Origin of the sequence: Streptomyces sp. NPDC057424, from assembly GCF_042803315.1 — a bacterium.
In the GTDB taxonomy this organism is placed as follows: domain Bacteria; phylum Actinomycetota; class Actinomycetes; order Streptomycetales; family Streptomycetaceae; genus Streptomyces.
In genome coordinates this window covers 100,078-110,769 of sequence record NZ_JBHVCP010000023.1, presented here as the reverse complement: position 1 = coordinate 110,769, position 10,692 = coordinate 100,078, and the positions used below count along the sequence as shown (strand labels likewise).

Annotated in this window: 11 protein-coding genes and 4 pseudogenes; 5 read left to right on the top strand and 10 right to left on the bottom strand. The window is 70.8% G+C overall.

Annotated elements, in window-relative coordinates:
* Positions 1-37: 37 nt before the first annotated feature.
* Both ACFU3E_RS20135 and ACFU3E_RS20130 read right to left on the bottom strand, forming a co-directional pair.
* Positions 38-493, bottom strand: coding sequence for a hypothetical protein (locus ACFU3E_RS20135; RefSeq protein WP_384159673.1), 456 nt, complete (start codon positions 491-493; stop codon positions 38-40).
* A gap of 115 nt (positions 494-608) precedes the next feature.
* Positions 609-1,123, bottom strand: a pseudogene (locus ACFU3E_RS20130) (hypothetical protein).
* An 89-nt stretch (positions 1,124-1,212) separates the two neighbouring features.
* Between ACFU3E_RS20130 and ACFU3E_RS20125 the strand changes: the two are divergent.
* Entirely contained in the window at positions 1,213-1,872 is a 660-nt protein-coding gene (locus ACFU3E_RS20125; RefSeq protein WP_384159670.1) for a CGNR zinc finger domain-containing protein, read from the top strand.
* 65 nt (positions 1,873-1,937) lie between these two features.
* On the opposite strand, the pseudogene ACFU3E_RS20120 reads toward ACFU3E_RS20125, so the two are convergent.
* Positions 1,938-2,111 (bottom strand): annotated as a pseudogene (locus ACFU3E_RS20120) (nickel-type superoxide dismutase maturation protease); the annotation flags it as partial.
* Positions 2,112-2,334: 223 nt separating this feature from the next.
* Between ACFU3E_RS20120 and sodN the strand changes: the two are divergent.
* Positions 2,335-2,730 carry a superoxide dismutase, Ni gene (gene sodN / locus ACFU3E_RS20115; protein WP_031140564.1) on the top strand — a complete coding sequence of 132 codons (396 nt, stop codon included), beginning with the start codon at positions 2,335-2,337 and terminating at the stop codon, positions 2,728-2,730.
* Positions 2,731-2,738: 8 nt separating this feature from the next.
* Here sodN and ACFU3E_RS20110 read toward each other — a convergent pair.
* Positions 2,739-3,086 (bottom strand): annotated as a pseudogene (locus ACFU3E_RS20110) (tyrosine-type recombinase/integrase); the annotation flags it as partial.
* Here ACFU3E_RS20110 and ACFU3E_RS20105 point away from each other — a divergent pair.
* A pseudogene (locus ACFU3E_RS20105) lies at positions 3,087-3,313 on the top strand (DNA mismatch repair protein MutT); the annotation flags it as partial.
* A gap of 261 nt (positions 3,314-3,574) precedes the next feature.
* On the opposite strand, the gene ACFU3E_RS20100 reads toward ACFU3E_RS20105, so the two are convergent.
* Both ACFU3E_RS20100 and ACFU3E_RS20095 read right to left on the bottom strand, forming a co-directional pair.
* Complete coding sequence (locus ACFU3E_RS20100) at positions 3,575-5,026, bottom strand: multicopper oxidase family protein (RefSeq protein WP_384159667.1); 1,452 nt, start codon at positions 5,024-5,026, stop codon at positions 3,575-3,577.
* 346 nt (positions 5,027-5,372) lie between these two features.
* The gene (locus ACFU3E_RS20095) at positions 5,373-5,939 is read right to left on the bottom strand and encodes a rhodanese-like domain-containing protein (protein WP_384159664.1); all 567 of its coding nucleotides are present in this window, start codon (positions 5,937-5,939) and stop codon (positions 5,373-5,375) included.
* Between the two features lie 79 nt (positions 5,940-6,018).
* Between ACFU3E_RS20095 and ACFU3E_RS20090 the strand changes: the two genes are divergently transcribed.
* Complete coding sequence (locus tag ACFU3E_RS20090) at positions 6,019-6,300, top strand: metal-sensitive transcriptional regulator (protein WP_010358257.1); 282 nt, start codon at positions 6,019-6,021, stop codon at positions 6,298-6,300.
* Between the two features lie 37 nt (positions 6,301-6,337).
* Here ACFU3E_RS20090 and ACFU3E_RS20085 read toward each other — a convergent pair whose 3' ends face one another.
* The 3 genes from ACFU3E_RS20085 to ACFU3E_RS20075 are packed head-to-tail and all read right to left on the bottom strand — an operon-like array spanning position 6,338 to position 8,865.
* Positions 6,338-7,090 (bottom strand): sulfite exporter TauE/SafE family protein, encoded by a 753-nt coding sequence (locus ACFU3E_RS20085; RefSeq protein WP_384159661.1) that lies wholly within the window; start codon positions 7,088-7,090, stop codon positions 6,338-6,340.
* Positions 7,087-7,449, bottom strand: a complete 363-nt coding sequence (locus ACFU3E_RS20080) for a rhodanese-like domain-containing protein (RefSeq protein WP_384159658.1) — start codon at positions 7,447-7,449, stop codon at positions 7,087-7,089. The genes ACFU3E_RS20085 and ACFU3E_RS20080 overlap by 4 nt, the downstream gene beginning before the upstream one ends.
* 39 nt (positions 7,450-7,488) lie before the next feature.
* A complete protein-coding gene (locus tag ACFU3E_RS20075) occupies positions 7,489-8,865 on the bottom strand; it encodes a rhodanese-like domain-containing protein (protein ID WP_384159655.1) in 1,377 nt (458 codons plus the stop codon).
* Between the two features lie 179 nt (positions 8,866-9,044).
* Here ACFU3E_RS20075 and ACFU3E_RS20070 point away from each other — a divergent pair, with 179 nt between their 5' ends.
* The gene (locus tag ACFU3E_RS20070) at positions 9,045-9,434 is read left to right on the top strand and encodes a DUF302 domain-containing protein (protein ID WP_384159652.1); all 390 of its coding nucleotides are present in this window, start codon (positions 9,045-9,047) and stop codon (positions 9,432-9,434) included.
* 46 nt (positions 9,435-9,480) lie between these two features.
* Here the strand turns inward: ACFU3E_RS20070 and ACFU3E_RS20065 are convergent, their stop codons facing one another.
* Positions 9,481-10,635, bottom strand: coding sequence for an anion permease (locus tag ACFU3E_RS20065; protein ID WP_384159649.1), 1,155 nt, complete (start codon positions 10,633-10,635; stop codon positions 9,481-9,483).
* Positions 10,636-10,692 lie beyond the last annotated feature (57 nt).

The window sequence follows — 10,692 nt, the reverse complement described above, 5'->3', positions numbered from 1 at the left end:
GCCGGAAGCTTCCGGCGGGCCCGAACCTGTGCTGCTGTCAGCGCCCAGAGACGTAACCTATCGGGGCCGACGCATAGAAGACCGGCTTGCCGTTGGGGCCATCCTGCGACTCGATCTTGAAGTGCACAAGGTAACGGCTGGTTCCGTTGAGCTTGCCCTCAGGGAAGTCGTAGTCGCACCAGATGGTCTTCCCGGCGCCCTTGGTGTTGTGGCACTCACCCTTACGGATGATGTACCCGGACGTCCCCTTCTTGGTGCGGTCCCCGAGCTGCCAACGCAGTACCGTGCGCAGCCCGTCCGCGTAGTTGTCCGTCAGGCTGAACCTGTCCCCGTCGGAGTAGAAGCAGCTGAAGCCGGCCTGCTGCATCGGGCCGCTGCAGAACTCCGTGTACCCGGGGCCGGTCTTCGCGTGCGCCGACCCGCTGAAGGCGACGGCATTGACCAGCGCAGTGCCGAGTACGCCCGCGGTCACAAGGATGCGACGCTTCTTCACAGTATGATCCCCTCGTTTCTACTCGACATGGTCATGTCGAGCCACCCGGAACGCTACCGCCGCACTCACCGGTAGGGCGAAGAGGCAACGAGTTCTCTGAGTGAGATTTGAGCTTCTACCGAGGCGCCGGCACCCGTACGCCAGATGGCGAGCACCACACCGGCCTGACCTTCTCGAGTAGGCGGGCGGTGAGGACCGGGTCCTGTGCGGCGAGCCGCCACCACTCGGACCAGTCGAGGACACCACCCCGCTTCACCTGATCCATAAGGACGTGCCGCAGCCCGCTCTCGGCGGCGTCGATCCTCGGCATCGTCTCGCCGATCACCTGGTCCGCGTTCACGAAGACACCGCCGTCGCGGACGACTCCCGCGAGCCGGCCGAAGAAGTGCGCGAGGGGCTCCGGCTCGACGCCGGTGCTGATGGTCCGCGGTAACCGGGCCAACAGCCGGGCCGTGATGCTGCCCGCGCCGCAGGCGAGGTCGAGGACGCGCGGGGCGCTGCCCACGACGGCCTCGACCAATCGAGCATGATCCGGAAACGCTCCTCACTGTCGGGCAGGTACCACTCCTGCTGCCGGCCCCAGCTCCGCTGCCAGGCCTGCTGGTCGGTAGTGGTGTCCGCGTCCGCCATCGAGCCCCTCCCTCGTAATACCCTGAAAGCAACATCAGTTATTACAGCCTGCGCACTCACGCCTATGAAGCCCTCCGTAAGGACTACAAGTGGAATTGGTCTATTACTCGGACTACGCCGTGCGTCTCGTCAACACCGAGGAACCGGCCCGGGGCAAGGACACGCTGACGTCGGTCGAGGCCGTTCGCGACCTGTTCGGCGGCCAGCGGTCGGCGGCCCGCCGCGCCACGGACGCGGACGTGACCCGCTTCCGCTCGGTGCGGGCCCGGCTGCGCGCGGTCTTCGAGGCGGCCGACAGCGGTGACGAGCAGCTCGCCGTGGACCTGCTGAACTCGCTGCTGCTGGAGTTCCCGGTCAGCCCGCAGATCTCCGGGCACGACTTCCGCGACGACGACGGCCGCCCCCTGTGGCACATGCACCTGGCGGATCACCCGTCCAACGCGACGGCGGGCTACGCGGCGATCGCGGCGATGGGCCTGGCGTTCCACCTCACCGAGTACGGAGTGGACCGGCTCGGCCTGTGCGAGGCCGCGCCGTGCCGCAACGCCTACCTGGACACCTCCACCAACCGCTCCCGGCGCTACTGCTCCGACCGCTGCGCGACCCGCGCCAACGTGGCGGCCTACCGGGCCCGCAAGCGCCTGGAGGCGGCCCGGCCCGAGGCGCCCGAGAAGACGGGCCTGGCGGCCGAGAGCACCCAGCAGAGCAGCGCCCAGGGCGAGCGCCGGCCGGGCCTGAGCGGCCGATAGCGGAACCGGACCCGCCCCAGCACCAGGTCATCGGGCACGACGCCGTAGTCGGTGCTGTCGCCGCCGGCGTAGGTGTTGTCCCCGAGCACCCACCAGCCGCTCTCGCGCCGCTGGACGGCCCGCTTCACCACGAGCAGGTCCTGCTGGAACGGATGCCGCAGCACGATGACGTCACCGGGCCTGACCCGGACCCCGTAGTGCACCAGGAGCCGGTCCCCGTGGTACAGCGTGGGCACCATGGACGGCCCGGTCACCTCGGCCACCCCGAAGGGCGGGCCGGGCCTGCCCCGCTCGGACTCCTGCGACAGCTCCGGCATCACCCGGTACCTCCCCGGTTCTTCGTCCACCAGTCTCAGTCTCACCCCGGACTTTTGTCCTAAGCCCATGGGGGCACCCGCGAAAAGCCGTTCCTCACGGAGTAATGTCCCCTGTGAGAAGACGATCACGAGGAAGGAATGCTCCATGCTTTCCCGCCTGTTTGCCCCCAAGGTCAAGGTCAGTGCCCACTGCGACCTTCCCTGCGGTGTGTACGACCCCGCCCAGGCCCGCATCGAGGCGGAGTCGGTGAAGGCCGTGCAGGAGAAGATGGCCGCCAACGACGACCCGCACTTCCAGGCGCGCGCCACCGTCATCAAGGAGCAGCGTGCCGAGCTCGCGAAGCACCACGTCTCGGTGCTCTGGAGCGACTACTTCAAGCCCCCGCACTTCGAGAAGTACCCGGAGCTGCACCAGCTGGTCAACGACACCCTGAAGGCCCTCTCGGCCGCCAAGGGCTCGACCGACCCGGCCACCGGCCAGAAGGCGCTGGACTACATCGCCCAGATCGACAAGATCTTCTGGGAGACCAAGAAGGCTTGATCTTTTGATCATGCCGTTTGACCTGCGATTTCATTGATCGCATGGTCTTCCGGTCCGCACCCGGTCCGCAGGCCGCCGAGCACGGCGTCCATGACGGACCGGGTGCGGTCTTCTGCGCCCGGCCACAAGGGTGCGTAGATCCGCCGCGTGATGACGGCGGACGCGTGACCGAGGACGAGCTGGACCTGCTGGACGCTCGCGCCGCCGGCGGCGAGCGCGGAGGCGTGGAGATGCCGCAGGTCATGGGTCACCGTGTGCGGCAAGTCGACGGCCTTGCGGCCTTACCGCTCGGCGGCCTGGTTCTCGGCCGCTCGGAGCGCCCTGCGGGCACAGTTCCACTCGTTCTTCCACCGCCGGAGGTCGCCCACATCATCCACGGCGCCCGGGGCGTGGCAGCCCCCGACGACTTCCTCACGGTCGTCTTCGTCGCCCCCGAGCGGTCCGGCGAACCGGAGAACCGCGAACCGCGAGCACGTCCGAGCCCGCTGGTCGACGTCGACGCCGTCCCCGAGGAATGTGTGGAGACCACCGCCGGCGCCCTTCGTGGATACCTCACCGGCGCGCCCGGGTGTCGCTGGACGGCCGGGGCCCCTCGCAGAGGGCAACCGCCCACCGGGCAGCGGCCTGGCACTCGGCCTCCAGGAAGACACCGCCCGGGCCCTGGCCGACGATCTCCGCGCCCGGATCGACACCCTGCAGACCCAGCTCCACGAGGCCGAACCGCGTCTGGAACGCCTCGCGTTCGATGGGTCGGAGGCTGCTGGCAGCAACTTCAGGCGGGCCGGCTGAGGATGCGGCCGATGTCGGCATCGCGGCAGGAAGCCGCGTCGGCAGGGGCAGCTTGTCAGCGGTGGACGTTGATGGTCGCCATCATGCCGAGGTCCTCGTGGTCGAGAATGTGGCAGTGGTAGACGCTGCGGCCGGGGTAATCCGTGAACGGGATACGCAGCCGTACCCAGCCCCGGGCGGGCACGAGCACAACATCCTGGCGCAGCCCGACGGGGGGTACACCGGTGCTGGTCGCCAGCACCTGGAACGGCCAGACGTGCAGATGGAACGGATGATCCATGGGACTGGTGTTGACCACGGTCCACTCCTCGACGGTGTCGAGCGGGACGGTCTGGTCGTCACGGTCCGGGTCGAACGTGCGCCCGTCGATGGTGAACATCCCCCTGCCCGGGCCGCCCATCATGCCCATGGCGAAGGTGACCCGACGCTGACGGGCCACCCGGCCTTGCAGGGCGGGCGGAGCCGGTAGCGCGCCTGGCAGCGGCGGCGGTGTCGCGGCCGGTCCGGAGGCTTCCAGGGTGGCCAGGGTGACCGGACCGGACGTGGGCCGACCGCCACCCATCATGCCCGTACCGCCCCGGTCGTACGCCTCGGCAACCAGCGTGTACCGGCCGCTACGGACGGGGCGCACCAGCAGGTCGGCCCGGTTGCCCGGAGCCAGCACCACCTGGTCCCGTTCGGCCGGGGCCGGCAGGAACATCCCGTCCAGGGCGAGCTGGGTCAGCCGGTGCCCCTCCAGCCTCAGCGCGAGCACCCGGGAGACACAGCCGTTGACGACTCGCCACCGCTGCGCATCGCCGGGTGCGGCGGTGATGACGGGCTGGTGCTGTCCGTTGACCAGCACCAGGTCGCCTTCGCGGCCCAGCATCCTGGCCATCATGTTCGGCGCGGCAACCCGGCCGGCCCCGTCCAGGGTGATGTCGGTGACCAGCAGGGTCAGGTCGTCGGTCACCGGCAGATCCGGGTCCGGTCCGCCGTCGACCAGCAGCGCCCCGGCCAGGCCGGCGAAGATCTGGTCGGCGACGGTGCCGTGGTGATGCGGGTGGTACCAGAACGTGCCGGGTGGATGGTCGGCGGGAATACGGTGCACGTAGTCGAAGCTTTCGCCGGGGTCGACGGTGACGAACGGGTTGTCGCCGTTGCCGCGCGGGGAGACGTGCAGGCCGTGGGTGTGCAGGTTCGTCGGCTGGTCAATGTGGTTGACCAGCCGCACTCGCAGCAGGTCCCCGGGCCGTACCCGCAGGGTTGGCCCCGGGCAGGTGCCGTTGTACCCCCATGCCTGGGTGTCCCGCCCGGCCAGGCGCACCCCGGGAGCGGCGGTCAGCGACACATTCAGGACCCCGTCGCGACTGGCCAGCACCGGCGGCTGGGCCAGGCCCTGGCCCGAGGTGCCCCTGCTCGGGGCGCCCAGACCGTTGCCCCTGCCGGCCGCGCCGGCGGCGACGCCGGCCATGCCCAGTCCGATCAGACCCAAGGCACGGCGTCGGCTGATCGACGCGCCGGTCACCGCAGCACCCTCCACCGGGGCGGGTACTCCCGCTTGTCGTTTTCCCCGCGGGCGTAGCGCCCCTCGAGGATCCGTCGCGCCACCGAACCCGAACCGGACCCGTGGGCAGTTCCTCGACGGTGTGGCGCCAGCCGCAACACGGCGCAGCCGATGATCAGCACAGCCCATCCATCTTCGCCATCACGTTTCCTGAGGCAGATCCCTCGACCCAACCTAGCTCGGCTCGTCGCGACATGCCCGCCGTGCCAGCGCCAGGCGTGCTGCCAGGATCTTTGGCATCCATGCGCTCGACGGGACGGACCGCTCAGCGGGGCGGCGTTGGCGGTGCTACGGGGGTCTGGTGCCGTCAGCCGGTCAGGGCAGCGAGGGTGGCATCCAGGTCGGCTGTCCTGGGCTGGTTGTGGGGGAGCTTGGCGAGGATCTTGGCCATGCCGCAGGTGTCGGTCAGGGCGGAGAAGACCAGGCCGCCGGCGACGCCCGCGGACAGACGGCGCGCGGCGCTCCAGCGTTGTCCGGCCAGCAGACCGGCGAGGACGAGGGATCCGGCGGCGAGGCGGACCTGGCGGTCCATGGCCCAGGGGGTGCGGGTGCCGGCCGGGCGGTGGGTGTCGTGGCCGAGCTGCGTCCAGGCGGTGGTGCCGCCGGTGAGGGTGGCGGCGGTGATGCCCTGGTCGGCCAGGCGCCGGGAGGCGGTGGCGGAGCGGGCGCCGGATGCGCACACGACGAGGAGGTCGCCGCGGTCGGCGGCGATCCGCAGGGCGGGCAGGGCGGTATCGAGGTGATCGAGGGGGATGTTGTGGGCGCCGGGCAGGTGACCGGAGGCGTATTCGCCGGGGGTGCGCACGTCGATGACGGTCAGCTCGTGCAGGCGGTCGTTGGCCTGGTCGGCGGTGAGGGCGGTGGTGAGCTCCATGGGGGACTTTCCTTTACTCGGTTGGGGTTACCCCTTCGATAGGATACCCAAGGGGGTATCTCGCGAAGGAGTGTGGGTCGTGGAACTGGCGATGGCGGCTGAGGAACTGAAGACGGTGGTCAACCGGCTGCGCCGGGCGCAGGGCCAGATCGCCGGTGTGATCAAGATGATCGAGGAGGGACGGGACTGCGAGGACGTCGTCACGCAGCTCGCGGCGGCGTCCCGGGCCTTGGACAAGGCCGGTTTCGCGATCATCGCCACCGGTCTGCAGCACTGCCTGACCGATGCGGACATGGCAGCCTCCGGGGACCGGGAGCAGATGCGCACCCGGCTGGAGAAACTGTTCCTCTCTCTGGCCTGAGCCGTGGTGCCGCGGCGCCGAATCGCCTCCTGGCTCGTCAGGTGAGGGCGTCGATCAGCATGAAGGCGGCCACGGCCAGCAGCACGACGGCGAAGGCGCGCTGCAGGAGCGTGCCGGTGACCTTGGCTGCCAGGCGCTTGCCGTCCCAGGCGCCCAAGATCGCCGCCCCGGTGAAGGGGCCGATCACCGCCCAGTCGATGCCGACCGTGGTGGAGCTGCGGGTGGCCAGGGAAGCCAGCGAGTTCGCCGAGATGACCAGCAGGCTGGTGCCGACGGCGGCCTGCATCTCGAACGCCAGCACGGTGACCAGGGCCGGGACGGCGAGGAAGCCCCCGCCGACGCCGAGGAGCCCGGTCAGTGCTCCGAGCCCCGCGCCGGTGCCGACGGCCTTGGCGGGCCTCGTCCCGCCGGCTGCCGAGCCGGTGGCGGCGTCGCCGGGGCGGAGCATCTTGACGGCGGCGAGTGCGGCGATGGCGGCGAACGCGGCAGTCAGCACGGGCTGGGGCAGGCGGGATGCGGCGGCTCCAGCGGCGGCGGCGGGCAGGAGCCCGGCCGCGGCGAAGAGGGCGCCGGCCTTCCAGCGGACGTTGCCGGTGCGGGCGTGGGCGTACAGAGCGGTGAGCGAGGTGGCGGTGACGATGATCAGGCTGGCGGTGGTGGCGGCGGCCGGGGTGAAGCCGAGCAGGTAGATCAGTGCGGGCACCGCCAGGACGCTGCCGCCCCCGCCGAGCGCGCCGAGCGCGAGTCCGACCACGGCCCCGGCGATCAGGGCCAGGATCAGTTCGCTCACGCTATGACACCACCGCTGCCGCCCTCGCCGGTGACGGGCAGGCCCGCAAGGGCCCAGGCGGTCATGCCGCCGGTGACGTCGGTGACCTGAACGCCGCGTCCGGTCAGCAGCCTGGCTGCCTGCTGGGAGCGTTGACCGGAGCGGCAGATCGTGACCGCCGGCTTGCCCTGCGCGGCTGCCGGAAGCGGCGCCCCGGCCATCAGACGGGACAGCGGCAGGTGCAGCGCGTCGGGCGCGTGCCCGGCTTTCCACTCCGGTGTTTCGCGGACGTCCAGCAGGACGGCGGTGCCGTCGCTGGTCAGCTGATGTGCCTGCTGGGGGGTGAGGCGGCCGGAGCCGCGGCGAAGAAGCGAGAACATCGTTTGATCACTTTCGTCCAGAGGGCGCGGTAGGGCGTGTCAGTCGGTGCCGTCGGGGCGGGTGAGGGCCAGCCCCGCCCCGGCCGCCGCGTCGAAGGCGTCGTCGACGGCGACCACGTCGCGGCCGGCGGCATCGAGCAGGGAGGCTGCGATCGCGGCGCGCATCCCGCCGGCGCAGTGCACCCATACCGTCCCGTCCGGTACTTCGCCGATGCGGCCGTGCAGCTCGTGGATCGGGATGTGGACCGAGCCGTCGATGTGACCGCCCGCGCGCTCGGAATTCCGGCGCACGTCCAGCACCACCACTTGCTCGCCGTGCCCGCGCACATCGGCGAGGTCGGCGAAGCGGGCACGCGGGAAGGAGGCGAGTTCCTCGCCCTCGCGGACCCAGTCGGCCGGGTCCCCGGTGGCGGCGGCGGCCGGGCGGTCGATGCCCACCCGTGCCAGTTCCCGCTGCGCGTCGGTGATCTGCTGCGGAGTGTCGGCGAGCAGGGTGACGGGCTTGCCCCAGGGGATCAGCCAAGCCAGGTAGGTGGCGAGCTTGCCCTCGCCCTCGAAGTTGAACGACCCGGCCACGTGTCCCTCGGCGAAGGCCATGCGGCTGCGCAGGTCCACCACCCACTCACCCGCGGCCAGCCGGGAGGCGATCTCCTCGGCGTCCGCACGCTCGGGCGGGGTGAGGTCGACCGGGGCGGGGCCCGCGGCGTTGGCCGGGCCCATGTGTGCGTAGTACGCGGGCACGTCGTCCAGCCCGGCGAGCATCTGGGCAACGAAGGTGTCCACGTCCAGGGTCAGCGCGTCGTTGGTCTTGCGCTCCTTGCCGATCGTGGACGCGTCCCCCTCGGCCTGGGACGAGGAGCAGAAACTGCCGAACCCGTGGGTGGGCAGCACCGGCACCTCGTCGTCCAGCTCGTCGGCCAGCCGGTGGGCGGAGGCGTACTGGGCCCGGGCCAGCCGCTCGGTCAGCCTTGGTTCGACCAGGTCCGGGCGGCCTACGGTGCCGATCAGCAGCGAACCGCCGGTGAACGCCGCCACACCGCGCCCGTCCTCGGTAAGGGCGTAGGAGGTGTGGTGCGGGGTGTGCCCGGGAGTGGCGATAGCGCGCAGCACCAGGCCCTCGTCCACCGTCACCCTGTCTCCGTCTGCAACGGGGGTGCGGGCGAACGACACGTGTGCTCCGGCCGGCACCAGGTACTGCGCGCCGGTGACGCGGGCCAGCTCCAATCCGCCGGTGACGTAGTCGTTGTGCACATGGGTCTCGGCCACGAAAGCGATGCGCACCCCGCGGCGGGCCGCTGCGGCGATGACCTGGTCGATGTCCCGCGGCGGGTCTATGACCACCGCCGCACTCGGCCCGCCGGCCAGGTAACTGCGGTTGCCCAGGCCCTCGAACTCCAGGGTGTCGACGAAGAACACGGCTCATGACTCCTCTCGGGCGGTGTACCCCGGGGGGTATCTGACTCTCACCCTAACAGCTATACCCAGGGGGGTATTCCAGAGGCGGAAGGCACCCCGCTCAAGGCTTCGCCTGATGCCCTGCGGGTACCCGGCGGGGTATATCGGATTCAGTCGTTCCGCACTATTCGGGAGTGTCCGTGTCCTACGACCGCACCGTCCGCCTCGACGCCGATTTCGACACCGCCGTCGCCGCCGTACGCAAGGCCCTGGCCGATCAGGGCTTCGGCATCCTCACCGAGATCGACGTCAAGGCCACCCTCGAGGCGAAACTCGGCCATGCCATGGAGGACTACCTGATCCTCGGCGCCTGCAACCCGCCGCTCGCCCACCGGGCCCTGGAAGCCGACCGCAGCATCGGCCTGCTCCTGCCCTGCAACGTCGTCGTCCGCCGCGACGGCGACACCACGCTCGTCCAGGCCCTCGACCCGGGCACCATGGTCACCCTCACCGGCCTCGACACCCTCAAGCCCGTCGCCGACGACGCGACCGCCCGCCTGGACGCCGCCCTGGGCGCCCTGTCCGCGTGACCCCAGCGGGCAGGAGGGACGGGTAGCGCACCCGTCTCCTCTTCGTTCAGGCGGCGGCGCCGACCTTGGCCGGCGGCTCGGTGCGGATACTGACGTCGTGTGCGTCGTTGACGTTGTGCGCGTGCACCGGATTGCGGCGCGAGATGACCACGATGCCCGCGGCGAGGGCCGCGCCGACCAGGGCGACGACCGCCGTGCCGAGGTCCCCGCCGTTCTGGACGACGGCTGCGGCCAGCCCCCCGACCAGCGCGGCGGCGGGCAGGGTGACCATCCAGGCGACGGCCATCCGGGCCGCGACGCCCCAGCGGACCTCCGCGAGCCTGCGGCCCAGCCCCGCGCCGAGAATGCTGCCCGAGGCCACTTGGGTGGTGGACAGGGCGAAGCCGAGGTGGGCGGAGGTGAGGATCACGGTCGTGGAGGCGGTCTCGGCGGCGAAGCCCTGCGGCGCCTGGATCTCGGTGAGGCCCTTGCCCATGGTCCGGATGATCCGCCAGCCGCCGAGATACGTGCCGAGGCCGATGGCGAGGCCCGCGGACGCGATGACCCACAGCGGCGGGTCGGCGTCGTGGCCGAGCGCGCCCGCCGAGATCAGGGTGAGGGTGATGACGCCCATCGTCTTCTGCGCGTCGTTCGTGCCGTGGGCGAGGGAGACGAGCGAGGCGGAGGCGATCTGGCCGACGCGGAAGCCCCTGGTGACGGAGTCCTGGCGGGCCCGGTCGGTGAGCCGGTAGGCCAGGCAGGTGGCGAGCAGCGCGGCGACCCCGGCCACGACCGGCGAAGCCACCGCCGGCACCAGCACCTTCTCTACGACCTTGTCGACGTTGACGCCGTGGCTGCCCGCCCCGACCCACACGGCCCCGATCAGCCCGCCGAACAGGGCGTGCGAGGAACTCGACGGGAGACCGACCAGCCAGGTCAGCAGGTTCCACAGGATCGCGCCGACCAGCCCCGCGAAGATCATGCCCGGGGAGACGAGGGTGTCGTCCACGATGCCGTCCGAGACGGTCTTGGCGACCTCCGTGGACAGGAAGGCGCCGGCGACATTGAGGACACCGCTGATCAGGACCGCCGTACGGGGAGCGAGCGCGCCGGTGGCGATGGACGTGGCCATCGCGTTCGCCGTGTCGTGGAATCCGTTGGTGAAGTCGAAGGCGAGCGCCGTGACGATGACGACCGCCACGAGGAACGTGATGTGGTCCATTCCTGAATGCAAACAAGCGCAGACCGAGGACGGGGAACGGTGCGGCAAGGACTGGTC

What these genes read in the sequence shown, in the direction of transcription:
- sodN (WP_031140564.1), top strand. Translation starts at nt 2,335, where the DNA reads ATGCTTTCCCGCCTGTTTGCCCCCAAGGTCAAGGTCAGTGCCCACTGC.
- ACFU3E_RS20095 (WP_384159664.1), bottom strand. Translation starts at nt 5,939, where the DNA reads ATGGAGCTCACCACCGCCCTCACCGCCGACCAGGCCAACGACCGCCTG.
- ACFU3E_RS20080 (WP_384159658.1), bottom strand. Translation starts at nt 7,449, where the DNA reads ATGTTCTCGCTTCTTCGCCGCGGCTCCGGCCGCCTCACCCCCCAGCAG.
- ACFU3E_RS20065 (WP_384159649.1), bottom strand. Translation starts at nt 10,635, where the DNA reads ATGGACCACATCACGTTCCTCGTGGCGGTCGTCATCGTCACGGCGCTC.